The organism is Bosea sp. 29B (assembly GCF_902506165.1).
Classification (GTDB): domain Bacteria; phylum Pseudomonadota; class Alphaproteobacteria; order Rhizobiales; family Beijerinckiaceae; genus Allobosea.
The window spans coordinates 1,384,010-1,403,214 of the sequence record NZ_LR733817.1; the positions used below are offsets into that span (position 1 = coordinate 1,384,010).

Sequence of the window (19,205 nt, forward strand, 5' to 3'; positions counted from 1 at the left end):
GGCCATGCCCTCCTCCGCATCCGACCGGATGTCCTATTGGCGGCTCGTCGCCCTCCTGGCCGCCGCGGCGCTCGTCATGGCCGCGCTGTCGCTCGCCGTCGGTTATGCCCGGCTCGACCTCTTCGCCGCGCTTAGCGACTGGCTCGCCGGCCGGCAGAGCCTGCCGGCGCTGGTACTCGTCGAACTGCGCCTGCCGCGCGCCATCCTCGGCGCGATCGTCGGCTTCAGCCTCGGGCTGGCCGGCGCGGCGATGCAGGGTCTCCTGCGCAATCCGCTGGCCGAACCCGGCATCGTCGGCATCTCCAGCGCCGCCGCCTTCGGCGCCGTCACCGTATTCTATTCCGGTTTCGCCGGCGCCTTCGCGCTCGCTTTGCCGCTCGGCGGCATCGCCGGCGCATTGCTCGCCGTGCTGCTGCTCTTCGCCCTCAATGGCCGCGGCGCCGGCACGATGACGCTGATCCTCGCCGGCGTCGCGATCAACAGCTTCGCCGGGGCGATGACCTCGCTGGCGCTCAACCTGGCGCCCAACCCCTATGCCGCGCTGGAGATCGTATTCTGGCTGATGGGCTCGCTCGCCGATCGCAGCCTGATCCATGTCTGGCTTGTGCTGCCGCTGATGCTAGCGGGTTGGATCCTGCTTCTCTCCAGCGCGCCGGCGCTCGACGGCCTCACGCTCGGCGAGGACACGGCGCGCAGCCTCGGCTTCGACCTGACCTGGCTGCGAGTGCGACTGATCGGCGGCGCTGCGCTCGCCGTCGGCAGCGCCGTCGCGGTCACCGGTGCGATCGGTTTCGTCGGCCTCGTCGTGCCGCACCTCCTGCGCCCGCTGGTCGGCCACAAGCCCGGCCGGCTGCTGCTGGTCAGCGGCTTCGGTGGCGCCATCCTGCTGCTCGCAGCCGATACGATGCTGCGGCTGCTGCCGATCCGGCCCGAACTCAAGCTCGGCGTCGTCACCGCCCTGATCGGCGCGCCCTTCCTGTTCAGCCTGATCCAGCGCCTGCGGCGGGAGGCGTGATGCGTATCGAAGCGAACGGCATCGCGATCGCCTTCGACGGCAAGCCGATCCTCGCCGGCATCGATCTTGCCCTGCAACCGGGCGAACTCGTCGGCCTGATCGGCGCCAACGGCGCCGGCAAGACCACCTTGCTGCGCATCCTCGCCGACCTGCTGCCGCCGGCAGCAGGTAAAGTTCTCTATGATGGCAAGCCCGCAAAAGCGCTGGGACGCCGCGCGCTCGCGCAGCGGCTCGCCTTCCTCGCCCAGGGCGGCGGCGTGCAATGGCAGATGCGGGCGGAGGCCGTCGTCGCGCTCGGCCGCCTGCCGCATCGGCGCCCCTTCGCCGACCTGACCGAGGCCGATCGCACCGCGATCAACAAGGCTTTCGCCGCGACCGATGCCTGCGCCTTCCGCAAGCGCAGTCTCGACAGTCTGTCGGGCGGCGAACGCGTGCGCGTGCTGCTGGCGCGGGCACTGGCGGTCGAAGCGGAGATGCTGCTCGCCGATGAGCCGCTGGTCGGGCTCGATCCACGCCACCAGCTCGAAGCGATGGCGCTGTTCAGGCGCATCGCGGCCGCCGGCACCGGCGTCGTCGTCGTGCTGCACGACCTCTCGCTCGCCGGGCGCTTCTGCGACCGGCTGGTCCTGCTCGATCAAGGCCGAATTCTCGCCGACGGCCAGCCAGCCGCCGTGCTCGACGATGCCAACCTCGCAAGCGCCTTCGGCATCGCGGTCGCGCGCGGCGAGCGCGGCGGCGAACAATTCGTCCTGCCCTGGCAGGCTCTGACTAACGAGGAAGCCAGCCGATGACGGCAGACGACGTGACCAGCCTGATCCATCAGGAACTCGCCACCGAGACGACGCAGTGGAATCTCGGCACATTCGGCGCGATCGCCGAATTCCTGCGCGATCCCAGCGAGCCTGTCGAACTCGGCAACGGTCCGGGCCGGCTCTTCGCCGTCACGAATCGCGGCGGCATCGGCTTCGACGATCTCTCGCGGGTCAGGCTCTTCGCCTCCGAAACCGCGGTCGGCCAAGGCTGGAGCCATCGCGTCGCGCTCTGCCTGCCGGAGGCGGCCTGCGCGATGAACCGGCGCACGGCCCTGACCGAGCTCGGTCCCGACGCAGCGGCGCTGCGACTCCAGGACCGCGGCGGCATCCTCTTCGACATGGGCCTCGGCACGCTGCCGGTCGATATCTGCATCCGCACTGGCGATCCCGAGCTGATCGCGAGCTTGCGCACCGTCGCCGGCCGGAGCCTGTTCGAGGCCGGTAATCCGGCGATGGGGGCGATCATCGCGAAGGGCCCGCATCGCGTCTTCGTCACGCGCGCCGGCCGCTGCGAGGTCTACCAGCCGATCCCGCCGGCCGACGGCAAGAGCCCGGAAGGGCCGCACACCCATGTCCTGCCGCAATTGCTGCGCAACGGCCGCACTCATGCGGCGACCGAACCGGTGCCGAACGGCTGGGTGCCTTTCGCCCATCTCATCCCGACCCACCCGCTGAAGGACGCGATGGCCCGGCCGCGGCCCTGGGACGGCGCGGCACATGAGCACTTCCAGGCACTCCTTGCCGTCACGGGCGACCCTGAACTCATGGCGTTGAAGCAGGGGGTTCTGGAAGCGATCCGCTCCGGCTCCGATCCCGCCGGCTTCCGCGAGCCGGCGAACAAATTCGCGCGCCACACCTTGCGTGTCACGCTGCGGCAATTGCGGGCCGGCCCTCCTCTGCCCGGCCTGTCGCGCTGGCTCGAAACCTTCGACCGGCAGGAGCCGGCGAGTGAAGACGGCGCCGACGCCTATGGCCATGCCTAGCCGGCAAGGCCGTCCGCTCATCTGGTCGATCGTCTTTCGAATCTGTCAAAGCTAGAAGGAAAGGATCTCGTTCGGACAGGTATCGGATATGACGTTGCGACTGAGCCGCTTCACCACGCTGATCGTCTGCATTCTGGTCGCGCTCATCACGGTTCCGCTGGCCTTCCGTTACAGCTGGTTCTGGCTGCCCGGCCTGCTGGCGACCGGGTTGGCGCTGCTCGGGCTCTGGGACCTCGCTCAGACCGAGCATGCGATCCGGCGCAACTACCCGGTAATCGGCCATATCCGCTGGTTCGCCGAGCTGGTCCGGCCCGAACTGCGCCAATATCTGTTCGAGGCGGACGAGGAAGCAGCGCCGTTCTCGCGCTCGCAGCGCTCGCTGGTCTATCGCCGCGCCAAGAACCTCGCCGGCGATCACCCGTTCGGCACGTTGCTCGACGTCTATCGCGAGGGCTACGAGTTCATCGGCCATTCGACCCGGCCGGCGCCGGTCTCCGACCCCGAGAGCTTCCGCATCATCATCGGCAACGACCAGTGCCGCCAGCCCTATTCGGCTTCCGTCTTCAACATCTCGGCAATGAGCTTCGGCTCGCTCTCCGCCAATGCGATCCGGGCGCTCAATACCGGCGCGCGCCTCGGCCGCTTCAGTCATGACACCGGCGAGGGCAACATCAGCCCCTATCATCGCGAAGGCGGCGGCGACATCGTCTGGGAGGTCGCCAGCGGCTATTTCGGCTGCCGCGACGACAAGGGTCGCTTCGATCCCGAGCGCTTCGCCCGGCAGGCGACCGAGCTCCAGGTCAAGATGATCGAGATCAAGCTGAGCCAGGGTGCCAAGCCCGGTCATGGCGGCATCCTGCCAGCGCCGAAGGTCACGCCCGAGATCGCCGCGACCCGCGGTGTCCCAGTCGGGCAGGACTGCATCTCGCCGCCGAGCCACAGCGCCTTCTCGACGCCGCTGGAGATGATGGCGTTCATCGCCCAATTGCGCGAGCTCTCGGGCGGCAAGCCCGTCGGATTCAAGCTCTGCCTAGGCCATCCCTGGGAGTTCATGGGCATGGTCAAGGCGATGCTGGAGAGCGGCGTCGTGCCAGACTTCATCGTCGTCGACGGCGCCGAGGGCGGCACCGGTGCCGCCCCGGTCGAGTTCAGCGACCATATCGGCCTGCCGATGCGCGAGGGCCTGCTCTTCGTCCACAATGTGCTGGTCGGAGCCGGCTTGCGCGATAAGGTCAAGATCGGCGTCGCCGGTCGCATCGTCAGCGCCTTCGACATCGCCAGCGTGCTTGCGATCGGCGCCGACTGGGCCAATGCCGCCCGCGGCTTCATGTTCGCGCTCGGCTGCGTCCAGTCCTTGTCCTGCAACACCAATCGCTGCCCGACCGGCGTCGCGACGCAGGATGCCGTCCGTCAGCGGGCGCTGGTGGTGCCGGACAAGGCGCAGCGCGTCCACCGCTTCCACGCCAACACGCTGCAGGCGCTGGCCGACATGCTGGCGGCGGCCGGCCTCACCCATCCCGAAGAGCTAGGCCCGCACCATCTCGTGCGCCGCGTCAGCGCCACCGAAATCCGCCTGTTCTCCGATCTGCACGTCTTCCTGCAGCCGGGCGAATTGCTGACCGGGCTCTGCGAGCACGCCTTCTATCGCCGCAACTGGGATCTCGCCCGCACCGACAGCTTCGACAGATTGTCGTGAGCGCATTCACGCCAGGACAATGATGAAAACCGGGCACGCAACGCAGGCGCGTAACAAGACCGTAGCGTTTTCGGAGGAATGTGCCCAGTATCGACGCAGGATATGGATAGCTCGCTCCGTGCCTGTCGATTGGGCCGAGCGAACAATGGCTAAGGGGTTAACGAATGTCTGAGCGGTCTCGGATGGCGCATGCGCAGCGCTCCACGGCCTTGCGCCTTTCCTCCACGACGCTCGCGGTGTTCCTCATCTTCGGCCTCGGCGCGGGCGCCCTCGCCCAGCAGCCGGCGCCTACCGCCGTTCCCGTCGGCACCGTGATCGCCGAGAAGCGCGCCATCACCCAGACCGCCGATTTCGTCGGGCGGATCGAGGCGGTGAACCGTGTCGACATCCGTGCCCGCGTCACCGGCTATCTCGAAGAGGTCCTGTTCAAGGACGGCGCGAGCGTCGCCGAGGGGGCTCCGCTCTTCCGCATCGAGCGCAGTCCGTTCGAGGCGGCGGTCGAGCAGGCGCAAGGCGCGCTCGAGAAGGCCCAGGGCGCCCTCCAGAACGCCACGGTGCAGCGCCAGCGTGCCGAGGATCTGCTGAAGACCAATGCCGGCTCGGTCGCCATCCGCGACCAGCGTGTCGCCGAGGAGAAGGGCGCGCAGGGCGACGAGACCACGGCCGCCGCCAATCTGAAGACCGCCCAGATCAATCTCGGCTACACCGAGATCAAGGCGCCGATCGCCGGCCGCATCGGCCGCACCAAGGTGACCAAGGGCAATGTCGTCAGCCCCGATAGCGGTGTGCTGGCCCAGATCGTCAGCGACGACCCGATGTATGTCACCTTCCCGGTCAGCCAGCGCGAATTCCTGGCGCTGAAGACGAACCGCCTGCCAGCCGATGGTTCCGCCCCGCTCGTCAACCTGAAATTCTCGGACGGCTCCACCTACGACCAGAAGGGCCGGGTCGATTTCGTCGACGTCTCCGTCGAGCGCTCCACCGACACAGTGCTGGTCCGCGCCACTCTGCCCAATCCGGGCGGCAAGCTCCTCGACGGCACCCTCGTTCGCGTCGGCGTCCAGGCCGACAAGAGCGAAGAGAAGGTGCTGGTCCCGCAATCGGCGCTGATCGCCGACCAGCAGGGCTCCTATGTCTTCGCCGTCGAGGACGGCAAGGCGGTGGTGAAGCGGGTCAAGGTCGGGGCCGAGGCCGGCTCCTATGTCGCGATCGACCAGGGCCTTTCCGGCAACGAGCAGATCGTCATCCAGGGCCTGCAGAATCTCCGGCCCGGCGTGCCGGTGCTGGCCTCGCCGGTGACCCTGACGACCGGCCGGAGCTGACATCATGCTGAGCTCCGTCTTCGTCGACCGGCCTCGGCTGGCGATCGTCATCGCGCTCGTCACCACGATCGCGGGCCTGATCTCGCTGTTCGCGATTCCCGTCGCGCAATATCCCGACATCGTGCCACCGCAGATCTCGGTGCGTGCTTCCTATCCCGGCGCTTCGGCCGCGGTGGTCGAGCAGACCGTCGCCCAGCCGATCGAGGCCCAGATCGTCGGCACCGACAAGATGCTCTACATGAAGAGCGTCAGCGGCAATGACGGCAGCTACTCGCTGCAGGTCTCCTTCGAGCTCGGCACCAATCCCGACATCAACAACGTCAACGTCAACAACCGCGTCCAGCTCGCTCTGTCGAAGCTGCCGCAGGAGGTCCAGCGCAGCGGCGTCGTCGTCAAGAAACAGTCTTCGGCGTTGCTCGGCGTCATCGCCGTCTATGCACCGAAGGGCAATTACGACACGCTCTTCGTCTCGAACTACGTCACCATCAACCTGCTCGATGCGATCAAGTCCACGGCCGGCGTCGGCGACGCCTCGCTCTTCGGCGCGCAGGACTACGCCATCCGCGCCTGGGTCCGCACCGACGCCCTGACCGGCCTCAACATCACCACCGGCGACATCATCGCCGCCATCCAGGGCCAGAACGCGCAGGCCGCGGTCGGCCGCATCGGCGCCCGGCCGATCTCCGACGACCAGCAGCTTCAGCTCAACATCCAGACCAAGGGCCGCCTGACCTCGCCGGAAGAGTTCGGCAAGATCGTGCTGCGCACCAATGCCGACGGCTCGATCCTGCGGCTCTCGGATGTCGCGCGCCTCGAGCTCGGCGCCGCCAATCTCGACCGCGACACCCGCCTGAACGGCGGCCCGGCCGTGCTGATCGGCGTCTACCAGGCACCCGGCGCCAACGCTCTCACAGCCCTCGAATCCGTCAAGAAGACGATCGGCGACCTCGAAAAGTCCTTCCCCGACGGCCTCGCCTGGAAGGTCACCTACGACCCGACCGCCTTCGTCACAGCCACGATCCACGAGGTCCAGAAGACGCTGATCGAGGCTTTCGTCCTCGTCGTGCTCGTCGTCTACATCTTCCTCGGCAATCTCAGGGCGACGCTGATCCCGACCATCGCCGTGCCGGTGAGCCTGGTCGGCGCCTTCATCGTGCTCAATGCCATCGGCTACTCCGCCAACACCGTCTCGCTGCTCGCGGTGGTCCTCGCCATCGGCATCGTCGTCGACGACGCGATCGTCGTTATCGAGAACGTCGAGCGCGTGATGGAGGAGCATCCGGAGCTCTCGCCGGCCGAGGCGACCAAGCGCGCCATGGGCGAGATCGTCGCCCCGATCATCGCGATCACGCTGGTACTGCTCTCGGTCTTCGTGCCGGTCGCCTTCATCCCCGGCATCTCCGGCGAGCTCTTCCGTCAGTTCGCCGTCACCGTCGCGGTCGCGATGGTGCTCTCGGCGATCAACGCGCTGACCCTGTCGCCGGCGCTCTGCGCCATCCTGCTGAGGCCGCATCACGGACCGCGGCGCGGGCCGATCGGCCATATCATGCGCGGCATCGACTGGACGCGCGACCGTTACGGCAACGGCGTGGCGCGTCTCGTGCGCGTCTCGGCCATCAGCCTTGCCCTGACCGCGGCCTTCGGCGCCGGCATCTACGCCATGAGCCGGGTCACGCCGACCGGCTTCCTGCCGGAGGACGACCAGGGCGCCTTCTTCGTCGTCGCGCAATTGCCCGATGGCGCCTCGATCGGCCGCACATCGACGCTCGCCGCCGAGGTCGAGGGCATCCTGAAGACCGAGAAGGCGATCGCGGATTATTCCACGGTCATCGGCCTAAACTTCATCGACAATTACTCCCAGCCCAATGCCGGCTTCTTCGTCGTGACCCTGAAGCCGTTCGACCAGCGCACCAGCCCGGAGGATTCGGCCTCGGCCGTCATCGCCCGGCTCGCCCAGAAGTTCCGCAGCGTGCGCGACGGCAATGTCGTCCCGGTCGCGCCGCCGCCGATCATCGGCCTCGGTAGCGGCGGCGGCTTCAGCTACGTGCTGATGGACATGGGCTCCTCCGACGCCAAGGCGCTCGGTCAGGCGCTCCGCGGCCTGACGGTGGCCGCCAATCAGGACCCGCAATTGCGACGGGTGTTCTCGACCTTCTCGGATTCGGCGCCGTCGATCTATCTCGACATCGACCGCGACAAGGTCCAGATCCTCGGCGTCTCCTTGAGCGACGTCTTCCAGGCCCTCCAGGCCTCGCTCGGCGGCTATTACGTCAACGACATGAACCTGTTCGGCCGCACCTGGCAGGTCCAGGTCCAGGCCGAGGGCACCGACCGCGCCTCGGTCAACGACATCTACCGCATCAATGTCCGCAGCAAGTCCGGCGACATGGTGCCGCTGCGCTCCTTCGTCGAGGCCAAGGTCGTGGTCGGCCCGCAGGCGCTGATCCGCTACAACAACCGCCTGGCGGTGACGCTGCAGGGCTCGCCCGCCCCCGGCGTCTCCTCCGGCCAGGCGCTGAAGGCGATGGAGGCGGTCGCGGCCAAGACCCTGTCGCCGGGCTATCGCGGCGAATGGACCGACGTCTCCTTCCAGGAGAAACGGGCCGAGGGGCAGACGGCGATCATCCTCGCCTTCGCGCTGCTCTTCGCCTATCTCTTCCTGGTCGCGCTCTACGAGAGCTGGACGATCCCCGTGCCGGTGCTGCTCTCGGTCGCGGTCGGCGTCCTCGGCGCCTTTATCGCAATCGTCCTGGCGAAGCTGACGCTCGATCTCTACGCCCAGATCGGCATCGTCGTGCTGATCGGCCTCGCCGCCAAGAACGGCATCCTGATCGTCGAGTTCGCCAAGGAATTGCGCGAGAAGGGCCACCCGCTCCTGCACGCGGCGACCGAAGGCGCGCGCCTGCGCTTCCGTCCGGTGATGATGACCTCCTTCGCCTTCATCCTCGGCCTGCTGCCGCTGGTGATCGCGGAAGGGCCGTCCAAGCTCGCCCGGCGCGATGTCGGCACGCCCGTCTTCGGCGGCATGCTCGCGGCATCCTTCATCGGCATCTTCGTGATCCCGGCGCTCTATGTCGTCTTCCAAGGGCTGCGCGAGCGCCTGCGGCCATCGACGCGCCCGAAGGAGGAGCAGGCCTGAGCCGGCCCCGGGCGCCGACGGGCCGTCACGCCGGCCCGTCAATGACGACGCAATCCTGTCCCGCGGCCGCCATAACCTTCAGCTGAGCCAGCGCGGTCGGAAGCAGCTCGGGACGAGTGCCGAAGCGGAACCGGACGAGGCGCGGCAGCTGCAGCAGCCGCGCGCCTTCTTCGCTCAGCACGAGCTCGACATGGTCGAGACGCGCCGCCAGCCGGATCACCTCGCAGCCGTCGCAGGCCAGACCCTGGTCGGTGCGTTCGAGGTAGAGCAGGCCTTCGACCCGCGGCGGCTGGCGGCCGCCGCGCTGCCGGCCACATGCGACATGCGACATGCAGGATATCAAGCGAATCGCCCGCCGACACGAAGCCCAGCGAGAGCACGAGGAGGTCGCCGTCCTCGGGGAAGACCTCCTCGATGTCGAAGCCGTCCACTCCGTTCTTCAAATCGGCGGGTCTCCCGTGCTGTCGTCCTAAATGAGGGAGTCTGGTGCGGGACCGGTCTCGCAGCGTGAACCGCATCATCGCAAATTCCCGCATTGCCGAAGCAGCGGGGATCGGCTATCCAGCCTCCACGGAAAGCGCCCGTAGCTCAGCTGGATAGAGCGTTGCCCTCCGAAGGCAAAGGTCACACGTTCGAATCGTGTCGGGCGCGCCATTTCAAACTCCTTTCCCCAATCACCACGCACCTGCTGCGCCGGCCTGCGCCGGCCTGCGCCGGCCTGCGCCCAGCGGCCGGGGAAGACAGCGTAGCGCAAGGTCCATGACGTTGAGCAGGCGCGGAGCGCGATCTCGATGATCGACCTCCCGGTTTCATCGATCGACCCGGTCCAGCGCGAGGCGGGCGGCCAGCATCTGGTCACGGCCGGAAGCGGCAGGTAGACCACGTCAGATGTTCCGCTTCCTTCACAGCGCCGACCTGCATCTCGGCAAGCCCTTCGGCTCGATGCCGGACGAACTGCGCGGGCGGCTGCGCGAGGCCCGCCATACCGTGCTCGACCGGCTGGCGGCCCAAGCCCGCGCCGCGGGTGCGCAGACGATCCTGCTCGCCGGCGACGTGTTCGATACGGAAACGCCGAGCCCGGCCGTGCTTCGCCAGGCACTGGCCGCCATGGCGGGGCATGACGGCCTTCGCTGGATCCTGCTACCCGGCAACCACGATTCGCTCGCCGCCGAGGCGCTCTGGGCAGGCCTTGCGACGTCGCGGCCCGGCAATGTCGTCCTCGCGACCGAGCCGGCCCCTCTCCGGCTCACCGACGACGTCGTCCTCCTGCCGGCGCCGTGCACAACGCGCCGGCCGGGCCGCGACCTCACCGAATGGCTGGACGGATCGGCGACCCCGCCGGGTGCGATCCGGATCGGGTTCGCCCATGGTGCCGTACAGAGCTTTTCGGAAGATGGCGGCGCCGGCGACGTCATCGCCCCCGACCGGGCGACCCGCGCCGGCCTCGATTATCTTGCCCTCGGGGATTGGCACGGCCAGATGCGGATCGGACCGCGCACCTGGTATAGCGGCGCGCCGGAGCCGGACCGGTTCAAGCACGACGCCTCGGGCCGCGCCTTGCTAGTCACGATTCCCGCAGCGGCGGCCGAGCCCGTGGTCGAACCCATCGAGACCGGATCGTTCGACTGGCGCACGCTCGCGCTCGACTGCCTGGCGGGCGACGACCCTGGCGCGCATCTGGCAGCGCTGCTGCCGGCGGGTCCTGCGCGGCGCCAGACACTTCTTCGCATCCTCGCGACCGGTCGGACGCGGCCGCCGGCGCGGGCTCGGTTGGAAGCCGATATCAAGGCGATCGCGCCTGAATTTGCCCTGCTGCAGCTGGAAGCGCAGGAACTGGTCACGGAATGCGAGAGCGAGGATCTTGACCAGATCGACCATGCTGGCGCCTTGCGGCAGGCCGCCGACATGCTGCTCGCCGAGAGCCGGGACGACGGCCGCTCCTCCGGTGAGCGCGAGGTGGCACGCGAGGCGCTGATGCGCCTGTTCTCGTATTGCGCGGCGGCGTCCTGATGAAGCTGACCGCCCTGCGCCTGCACAATGTTCGCCGCTTCGCCAGCACCGGCGTGCGCATCGAGAACATCGGCGACGGCATCAACGTGCTCTGCGCAGCCAACGAGCATGGCAAGTCGACCTGCTTCGACGCCCTGCACGCGCTGTTCTTCCAGCCGCATACCGGCACGCCCGGCTCTGTCCAGGCGCTGCGGCCCTATAGCGGCGGCAATCCGCTGGTCGAGGCGGACCTCACCACCGCCGACGGCGCCTTCCGGCTGACCAAGCAGTTCTATGGCGGCCGCCGCGCCCAGGTCCGCGAGCGCGACAGCGGCCGCCTGATCGCGCAGGCAGACGAAGCCGAACGCTTCATCTCCGGACTGGTGAAGGGCGGCATCAGCGGGCCGGCCGGCCTGCTCTGGGTCCGACAGGGCGTGACCGGCATCGAGCGGCGCGCCAAGGCGGACGACGAGACGGAGCGGCGCGCGCGGGAAACCGTGCTGACCTCGGTCCAGGGCGAGGTCGAGGCGCTAACCGGCGGGCGGCGCATGACCGAGGCGCTCATCGCCTGCGAGGAGGAACTGTTGCGGCTGGTGACGGCGACCGGCAGGCCCAAGACGGGCGGTCCCTACGCCATCGCCATCGACGAGAGCGAGCAATTGGCGGAACAGGAGCGCCGCCTTGGCGCCGAGGTCGCAGATCTGCGCGCGGCGCTCGACCGACGCCGGGCGATCCGGGGGCGGCTCGCCGAGATCGATACGCCGGAGACGGCGCGGGAACGCCAGGCCGCTCTGGCAGAAGCCGAGGCGGAATTAGCAACCGCCAAGGCACAGACCGAATCCCTCAAGGCGGCGGAGAGCAAGGCGGCCCTGGCGCTGAACCGGCGCATCTCGGCGGATCAGGCCCTGACCGGCTTCCGGCAGGCGCTCGCCCGATTTGCCGGCCTGCGCGACATCGAGACCGGCGCCGCAAAGGAGCGGGACGCCGCCCGCGCCCGCCACCAGGGCGCCGCCGGCGTCGTGCGGGAGGCCGCGACCGCGGTTGAGAGCGCCGAACGCGAGGAACGCGAGCAGCGTGACCTCCTCGCCCGCCTGGAACGGGCCTTGCGCGCGCAGGAGGCGGCGAATCGGCTGGCCACCGCTCGGGACAGCGAGCGGGAAGCGCAGGCCGCCCGCGAGCAGATCGAGCGCATGGAGGCGACCCTCAAGAGCCTTGTCCTGCCAGCCGGCAAGATCGCCGAGCTCGAGCAGGTCGACGGTCAGTTGCTGCAATTGCAGGCCAGGGCCGAAGCGCGGGCGCCGCACTTGCGCATCGATTACGCGGACGGCGCGGAAGGCGGGATCTCGATCGCGGGCGTGACGCTTGCACAAGCCGAGGAGCGCTCGCTCGCCGGCACGACGCAGATCGAGATCGCTGCGATCGGCCGCCTGACCATCACGGCGCCGCAGGCCGAGGAGGACGACCGGAACATCGCCCGGACACGGGCGAAGCGGCAGGCGCTGCTCGACGAGCTTCAGGTCGACAGTCTCGCCGCGGCGCGCCTGCGCGAGGTGCAGGCGCGCGACCTCAAGGCCGATCTCGACCTGGCGCGCCGGCGCCTCCTGCTGCTGGCGCCCGGCGGGCTCGCAGCCTTGCAGGAACAGATCGCGCGCCTGGAGACCGAAGCAGCCGGCGCCAACGAAGCGCCCGCTGATCTGGATGCGGCACGCCGACAGCTTGGGACCGTCGAGGCGCGCGTAGGCGCCATGCGCGAAGCGGCCCGAGCGGCGCAGGCCCGGACCGAGACCTCAGCCTCCGCTCTGGTCGAGGCGGAACGCCACGCCGCCGGATTATCCTCCGCACTCGCCGCACTCGCCGAGAGTCTGGGTCCCGAGGGGGAATGGCACGGGCGCGAGGAGCGCCTCTCGGTGGAGCATGACGAGACGAACCGGGCCTGGCGGGCGGCGCAGCAGCAGGTCGAAGAGCTCGCGGCGCGCACCATCGACCTTGCGGCGGCAGAAGCCCGCCAGTTGCGCCTGCGCTCGGTCATGGACGCAGCGCGCGAGGAGATCACCCGCCTGCGCGAGGAGGCTGCGGGCCTCGATGGCCGCATCCAGACCCGCACTGAGACAGCGATCGAAGAAGCCTGGCAGGAAACTCGCGACAAGCTCACGCAGGCGCAGCAACGCTCCGCTGCGCTCGCCCGCGAGGTCGCTATCCTGACCCGGCTGCGCGGTGCGCTCGAAGCCGCGCGCTCGCAGGCGCGCGACCATTATTTCGCGCCGGTGCTGCAGGAGCTGCGCCCGCTCCTCGGCTTGCTGTTCGACGATGCCAGCGTCACCTTCGACGAGGATACGCTGCTGCCGCGCTCGGTGCAGCGCAATGGCCTCGACGAACAGGTCGGCGTCCTCAGCGGCGGCATGCGCGAGCAGCTCGCGATCCTGACACGACTGGCCTTCGCCCGGCTGCTCGCCAAGGGCGGCCAGCCCACCCCCGTCATCCTCGACGATGCGCTGGTCTATTCCGACGACGATCGCATCGAAAAAATGTTCGACGCGCTGCATCGCCAGGCCAGCGCCCAGCAGGTCATCGTCTTCTCCTGCCGCCAGCGCGCCTTCGCCCGGCTGGGCGGCCATGTCCTGCGCACGGAGCCGTGGCAACCCGATCCGTAGGGAGCGGCGGCAGGAGCCTCAAAACCGCATCTCGACGCGTCCCTTGAGGGCGTGGTCTCTGGAGCGCTCGCCGATTGTCGCAGAGTAGGTCAGGCCGAGCGCGGTGGCCTGCGAAATGCGCCAGTCGAGGCCGGCCTCGGCGACGAGGGCGTCGCGATCGATCCTGGCAGCGAAGACCGTGGCCGGCGTGGTTCCGGCGACGAAGGCGGTCCTGGCCTGCGGCGTGAGCTCGCCGAAGCCATGGCGCCAGCCGAGCATGGCGCGGGCGAACAGCGGCATCGCCCCGATCTGCGCCTCGGCCCGCAGGCCCAGCCTGGTGAAGCCGAGCGTCTGGTCGCTGCCGAAGACGCGCAAGGCCGCCGCCCCGCCACGCTCGGTGCCGGCGTCGGTCGAGACCCGGATCAAGGCGAGCTGCGCGAAGGGCTCGAGCGCGATGCCATCGAACGCGAAGCCATAGCCGAGTTCGGCAAACCCTTGCGTCACCGAGCCCGGACGCTGCAGCCGCAGCAGATCGCCGAAGCCGCGGATCTGGACCTGGCGGCGGATGTCGCTTTCCGACCATGTGTAGGCCGCGCCAGCATCGAAGCGCAGGCTGCCGAAGCGCGCCCCGGCATAGAGCGCGGCATGGCCGCTCTCGAGCTTGCCCGTGGAGAGCCTGGCATCGAGATCGAAGCGCGACTGGCTGTAGCCGCCGGCGACGCCGACCTTCAGCGAGGACCCCGGCGCATCGTAGAGCACCAGGTCGGCGCCGAGCAGGGCGCCACCGCTGCGGCGGCTCAGGCTCGCGGCATTGCCGTCGGCGTCCGTATTGCCGGTGCTGCCGAAGGCCGTGCCCCAGAGCGCGTAGCGCGGCTGCGGCACCGGGGCCGGCATCACGATCGCGCTCTTGCGGCCGGGGAGATCGGCGGTAAAGGCGCCTGCAATCTGCTGGCCAGGCTGCGTCAGCAGCGGCCCGCGCAGGTGGCCCAGAATGGTGTCGCGCACCAGCCGGCTCTCGTCGATCATCACCGAGACGGCCTGGGCATGCGCCTCGCCCGAGAGCAGGTCGAAGCCGGCGCGGGCTTCAGCCGCCGTCGCCGAGACCAGCGCGTCATAGACGGGATTGCCGACCCCGAGCCGCTCGGCCGCAATCGCGATGAAGCCCTGGTTGCGCGTCGCGGCGATGGAGGCCCGCTGCGCACCACCGCCATCAGGACCGAAGCTGGCGTCGTTGCGTATCATCGTCAGCGTGACGTTGTTGTTGTCGTAGGCCAGCGATGGCGTCAGAAAGGCGAGGTTCGAGGTCACCGTCGAGAACTGGCCCGAGACCCCGCCGGAGGCGGTCAGGATGGTGTAGTTCGTCGAGGCCGCGTAGTTGCCGTTCTCGGCGAGAACCTGGACGGTACCGCCGCTGATGCTGGCCGAGCCGGAGGCCACGATCTTGTCGCCCTGACCGGCGGCATTGATCTCGACCTGATAGGTCGAGCCCGAGGCGAAGGCGACATTGCCGGAGACCGTCAGCGTCCCGATCGAGTTGCCCGGCGCCACCGTCGCGCCGCTGGCGACGCTCACGCCGGCGATCGTGCCCGAGCCGCCGAGCGTGCCGCCGTCGAGCGTGACAGTGCTCGCCAGCGAGCCGTTCACGACGAGCTTGCCGGACGAGACCTTGGTCGAACCGGTATAGGTGTTGGCTCCCGACAGCGTCAGCGTGCCGGTGCCGGCCTTGGTCACCCCGCCCGTGCCGGTGATCGTGCCTGAAAAGATCGTCGAGCTGTTGTCCGAGCCAGCGGTCAGCGTGCCCGAGCCGAGCGTGACCATGCCGGCACCGGCGAGCGAGGCGATGCTCTGGTTAAAGTTAGCGAGGTCGAGCGTCGCGCCTGATGCCACCGTGAAGGCCGAGGCCGACGAGAATGCGCCGGCGACGCCCGCCCGCAAGGTGCCGCCGGACACGGTCGTCGCGCCGGAATAGCTGTTCGTGCCCTTCAGCACGAGCGTACCGGCGCCGGCCTTCGAGAGCGCGCCCGTGCCGGAGAAGGACTGCGAGACCGAGAAGGTGTTGCCGGCCTCGACGATGTCGAAGCCGCCGCCATTGCTGCCGAGGATGATGTTGCGGGTGAGCTCGTGCAGCAGCGTATCGGTCACCTGCAGCACGCCGCCATCCAGCGTCAGCGCCCCCGAGGTCGCGCCGAGCCTGCTCTCCTTGGAGATGCTGATCGCACCGCCGGCGATCGTGGTGCCGCCGGTATAGGTGTTGCCTTCGGTCAGCGTCAGCGTGCCCGTGCCGACCTTGCGCAGGCCGCCATCGCCAGAGATCAGGCCGCTGAAGGTGGTCGAGGCGTTGGTCGCGCCGGTTTCCAGCGTCGAGCCGCTCTCGATCCGGATCTGCCCGGCGCCGGCGATCGAGCCGGCCGTCACCGTGCCGAGCCCATTGTTCACATTGAGCGAGGCGCCCGCCGCGACAGTGTAATCGGACGCAGCCGACATGGCCTGCGCGCCGTCAATGAGGAGCTCGCCAGCCGACACCGTGGTCGCGCCCGAATAGGTGCTGGTGCCGGACAGAGCCAGCTGGCCATCCCCGCTCTTGGTCAGCCCGCCGGCGCCCGAGATCGTGCCGGACAGCGCCAAGGTATAGCCGCTATCGACCTCGATGCCGCCGCCGGCGCTACCCAGCGTCACCGTGCGTGCGGAGGAGAAGCTGTTTGTCACCAAGAGCGTGCCGCCGTCCAGCGTCAGCCCGCCCGAGGCGTCGCCGAGATTGAAGTCCGCCCCGACGACGAGCCAGCCAGCGGATATCGTCGTCCCGCCGGCATAGGTATTGTTCCCGGTCAGAACCAGCGTGCCGCTGCCGAGCTTGGTCAATCCGCCCGTGCCGCCGAGAGTGGCCGAGACGGCGATATAATGGCCACCGCTGTCGATGAAGGCGCCGTTGGCGCCGATGGTCACCACGCCGACACTGTCGATGAACGAGGACTGGTTCGTGCGCGCGCGCAGGATGCCGCCGTCCAGATTGAGCGTGCCTCCGGGGTTGACGATGACGTAGTTGGCCTCGACCACGCCACGGCCACTGCTGGCATCACCGACCAGGTTCAGCGTGCCGCCATAAAGATTCAGCCAAGTCGTTCCGACATGGCCGCCCTTTTCGACGGTCACCGTTCCGTTGCCGCCAATTTCGATGCCGTTTCCGCTCTGCCAGATAGAGCCGGCGCCCGTGACTGTCACGGCACCGGTACCGGTGCCGTTTTTTCCGATCTGGCTGAGGACGGCCTGGACTATTCCGCCATTGGCGATGGTCAGCGTGCCGGCGCCGTCATGGCCGACATCGAGGATGCCGTCGACGGTCCAGCGCGAGCCGGCGCCCGTCACCGTCGCGGTGCCGCTGCTGCCGGAGGCAAAGCCGATATAGCCGGAGGTATTCCGGACCGCGCCGCCATCTTCGACGATCAGCGTGCCGGTGCCGGCCGAGCCGACATAGAGCTCGCCGGTCATGGCCGAGACGTTGTTGATGGTCCAGGTCGAGCCCGCGCCGGTCACCTTCACAGTGCCGGTCGAACCGGCCTGCGTGCCGATGGAGCCGCCCGCCCCGGCGGTGGTGACCGTGCCGCCATCGGCGATGGTCAGCGTGCCGGTGCCCTGATAGCCGACATAGAGTTCGGCGCTGTTGGTCCAGCGCGAGCCGGCGCCGGTCACAGTCACCGTGCCCGTGCTGCCGGCGTTTCTGCCGACAGAGCCAATGGTATTCGAAACCTTGCCGCCATTCTCGACGGCCAGCGTGCCGGTGCCGGAGTAGCCGACAAGAAGCTCGGCGCTGTTGGTCCAGGTCGAGCCGGCGCCCGTCACCGTCACCGTGCCAATGCCGCCGCTCGAAGTACCGACATAACCAAAGAGCGTGTTGCTGACCCTGCCGCCATTCTCGATGGTCAGCGTGCCGGTGCCGGAGTGGCCGACATAGAGGTCGCCGCTGTTGCTCCAGCGCGAGCCGGAACCACTCACCGTCACCGCGCCAGTGCTGCCCAGGTCTCTGCCGACATAGCCCGTGGTGTTCGAGACCGTCCCACCATCCGCGACAGTCAGCGTGCCAGTGCCGAGGTAGCCGACAGTGAGCTCACCGCTGTTGGTCCAGCTCGAACCGGCGCCCGTCACCGCCACCGTGCCAATGCCGCCGGGGTTGAAGCCGACATAGCCCGTGGTGTTCGAGACCGTTCCGCCGGCTGCGACGGTCAGCGTGCCCGTGCCGGCGTTGCCGACAAGGAGCGCGTCGCTGTTGCTCCAGCGCGAACCGGAACCGCTCACCGTCACCGCGCCGACGCTGCCGGAGTTTCTGGCGATATTGCTGTAGGTGTTCGAAACCGTGCCGCCATTCTCGATGGTCAACGTGCCGGTGCCGGAATCGCCGACATAGAGGTAGCCGCTGTTGGTCCAGGTCGAGCCCGTGCCCGTCACCGTCACCGTGCCGGTTGAGCCGGCGTTGCTGCCGATCGTGCCATTGGTGTTAGAAACCTGGCCGCCATTCTCGATCGTCAGCGTGCCGGTGCCGGCGAGGCCGACGATCAGCTGGCCGCTGTTCGTCCACGTCGAGCCGGTGCCGGTCACCGTCACCGTGCCATTGCTACCGGCGCCAGCGCCGAGCCGGCCATCGAGGCTCTCGACGACACCACCATTCTCGACCCTCAGAGTGCCGGTGCCGAAGACGGCGACCCTGAAGGTGCCGGCATTAATCCAGCGCGAGCCCGCGCCGGTCACCGTCACCGTGCCATTGCTGCTGGCGGAGGCGCCGACAGTGCTGCCGTCGGCGCTGCCCCCGCCACCGGAGACCGTGGCGCCATCCGCGACGGTCAATGAGCCGGCGCCGTGGAAGCCAACGGAGATAAAAGTCGATGCGGTCAGATTGGAGCCGGCGCCGGTCACGGTCACCGTGCCGTTGCCGGCGGCGGCATAGCCGATATGAAGGTAGCCGGTCGAGACGGCGCCGCCATCCTCGACCGTCAACGTGCCGGTGCCGGCAAGGCCGACATAGATATAGCCCGGATCGCTGCTCCAGCTCGAGCCGGCGCCGGTCACCGTCAGCGCGCCGGTGCTGCCCGCCCGGCCGCCGATAGAGCCGAAACGGACATCGGAAACGGTCCCGCCACCGGCTATGGTCAAGGTGCCGGCGCCGGTGTCGCCGATGGTGAGATTGCCCCCTCCCAGATTCCAGTTCGGGAGCGGCGCCGCCGGGATGGCGGGAGTCAGCTCGCCGGTGCCGGTCACCGACTGGGCGATGGCGGCGGGCGCGGCGGCGAGCAGCGCAAGGCCGAGTGCGAGCATCGAAACGGACTGACATAGCTGCGCCGGCCACCGGCCACGCGCCGGCAGCATCCGCGCAAGCTTCAGATCGTTCGGCATCAATAGTCAGGCCCCAACCGCACAAGCAGACTCAGGCAGCGTCGCGCGCGAGGCAATGAACAGCCGTTCACATCCTGCCAAATCGATGGGGTGTGGCGGATTTGCTCCAACCTGCCCGGTCGCGCGACTATCCGGCCTTCGACGGCGACCATTTGCCGGAGCTGGAGAGCGTAACGGGAATGTGAGCCCTTACTCGTCGCAGGGCCGTTGGAAAGCGCCGGACGGTGACTAGCTCAT

The 19,205-nt window shown here is 68.7% G+C and carries 10 protein-coding genes and 1 tRNA gene; 9 read left to right on the top strand and 2 right to left on the bottom strand.

Going from position 1 to position 19,205, the window contains the following annotated elements:
* Positions 1-28: 28 nt before the first annotated feature.
* The 6 genes from GV161_RS06815 to GV161_RS06840 all read left to right on the top strand — a co-directional run bounded on the left by GV161_RS06815 (position 29) and on the right by GV161_RS06840 (position 8,967).
* The gene (locus GV161_RS06815; protein ID WP_244624198.1) at positions 29-1,015 is read left to right on the top strand and encodes an iron ABC transporter permease; all 987 of its coding nucleotides are present in this window, start codon (positions 29-31) and stop codon (positions 1,013-1,015) included.
* Positions 1,015-1,806, top strand: a complete 792-nt coding sequence (locus GV161_RS06820) for an ABC transporter ATP-binding protein (RefSeq protein WP_152015421.1) — start codon at positions 1,015-1,017, stop codon at positions 1,804-1,806. Before GV161_RS06815 ends, GV161_RS06820 begins: the two co-directional genes overlap by 1 nt.
* Positions 1,803-2,810, top strand: coding sequence for a hypothetical protein (locus tag GV161_RS06825; protein ID WP_152015420.1), 1,008 nt, complete (start codon positions 1,803-1,805; stop codon positions 2,808-2,810). Before GV161_RS06820 ends, GV161_RS06825 begins: the two co-directional genes overlap by 4 nt.
* An 88-nt stretch (positions 2,811-2,898) precedes the next feature.
* Positions 2,899-4,506 (top strand): FMN-binding glutamate synthase family protein, encoded by a 1,608-nt coding sequence (locus GV161_RS06830; protein WP_152015419.1) that lies wholly within the window; start codon positions 2,899-2,901, stop codon positions 4,504-4,506.
* 164 nt (positions 4,507-4,670) lie between these two features.
* On the top strand, positions 4,671-5,828 hold the full coding sequence (locus tag GV161_RS06835) for an efflux RND transporter periplasmic adaptor subunit (protein ID WP_244624148.1): 1,158 nt from the start codon (positions 4,671-4,673) through the stop codon (positions 5,826-5,828).
* Between the two features lie 4 nt (positions 5,829-5,832).
* Positions 5,833-8,967, top strand: coding sequence for a multidrug efflux RND transporter permease subunit (locus tag GV161_RS06840; RefSeq protein WP_152015418.1), 3,135 nt, complete (start codon positions 5,833-5,835; stop codon positions 8,965-8,967).
* A 25-nt stretch (positions 8,968-8,992) separates the two neighbouring features.
* Here the strand turns inward: GV161_RS06840 and GV161_RS06845 are convergent, their stop codons facing one another.
* The gene (locus GV161_RS06845) at positions 8,993-9,298 is read right to left on the bottom strand and encodes a hypothetical protein (protein ID WP_152015417.1); all 306 of its coding nucleotides are present in this window, start codon (positions 9,296-9,298) and stop codon (positions 8,993-8,995) included.
* Between the two features lie 246 nt (positions 9,299-9,544).
* On the opposite strand from GV161_RS06845, the gene GV161_RS06850 reads away from it, so the two are divergent.
* The 3 genes from GV161_RS06850 to GV161_RS06860 all read left to right on the top strand — a co-directional run bounded on the left by GV161_RS06850 (position 9,545) and on the right by GV161_RS06860 (position 13,607).
* Positions 9,545-9,621 (top strand) — tRNA-Arg (locus GV161_RS06850).
* 234 nt (positions 9,622-9,855) lie between these two features.
* Complete coding sequence (locus tag GV161_RS06855) at positions 9,856-10,977, top strand: DNA repair exonuclease (protein WP_152015416.1); 1,122 nt, start codon at positions 9,856-9,858, stop codon at positions 10,975-10,977.
* Positions 10,977-13,607 carry an AAA family ATPase gene (locus tag GV161_RS06860; protein ID WP_152015415.1) on the top strand — a complete coding sequence of 877 codons (2,631 nt, stop codon included), beginning with the start codon at positions 10,977-10,979 and terminating at the stop codon, positions 13,605-13,607. The genes GV161_RS06855 and GV161_RS06860 overlap by 1 nt, the downstream gene beginning before the upstream one ends.
* 18 nt (positions 13,608-13,625) lie before the next feature.
* Here GV161_RS06860 and GV161_RS06865 read toward each other — a convergent pair whose 3' ends face one another.
* A complete protein-coding gene (locus GV161_RS06865) occupies positions 13,626-18,890 on the bottom strand; it encodes an autotransporter domain-containing protein (protein WP_159650183.1) in 5,265 nt (1,754 codons plus the stop codon).
* Positions 18,891-19,205 lie beyond the last annotated feature (315 nt).

What these genes read in the sequence shown, in the direction of transcription:
- GV161_RS06840 (WP_152015418.1), top strand. Translation starts at nt 5,833, where the DNA reads ATGCTGAGCTCCGTCTTCGTCGACCGGCCTCGGCTGGCGATCGTCATC.
- GV161_RS06820 (WP_152015421.1), top strand. Translation starts at nt 1,015, where the DNA reads ATGCGTATCGAAGCGAACGGCATCGCGATCGCCTTCGACGGCAAGCCG.
- GV161_RS06835 (WP_244624148.1), top strand. Translation starts at nt 4,671, where the DNA reads ATGTCTGAGCGGTCTCGGATGGCGCATGCGCAGCGCTCCACGGCCTTG.
- GV161_RS06845 (WP_152015417.1), bottom strand. Translation starts at nt 9,298, where the DNA reads ATGTCGCATGTCGCATGTGGCCGGCAGCGCGGCGGCCGCCAGCCGCCG.
- GV161_RS06825 (WP_152015420.1), top strand. Translation starts at nt 1,803, where the DNA reads ATGACGGCAGACGACGTGACCAGCCTGATCCATCAGGAACTCGCCACC.
- GV161_RS06855 (WP_152015416.1), top strand. Translation starts at nt 9,856, where the DNA reads ATGTTCCGCTTCCTTCACAGCGCCGACCTGCATCTCGGCAAGCCCTTC.
- GV161_RS06865 (WP_159650183.1), bottom strand. Translation starts at nt 18,890, where the DNA reads ATGCTCGCACTCGGCCTTGCGCTGCTCGCCGCCGCGCCCGCCGCCATC.
- GV161_RS06830 (WP_152015419.1), top strand. Translation starts at nt 2,899, where the DNA reads ATGACGTTGCGACTGAGCCGCTTCACCACGCTGATCGTCTGCATTCTG.
- GV161_RS06860 (WP_152015415.1), top strand. Translation starts at nt 10,977, where the DNA reads ATGAAGCTGACCGCCCTGCGCCTGCACAATGTTCGCCGCTTCGCCAGC.
- GV161_RS06815 (WP_244624198.1), top strand. Translation starts at nt 29, where the DNA reads ATGTCCTATTGGCGGCTCGTCGCCCTCCTGGCCGCCGCGGCGCTCGTC.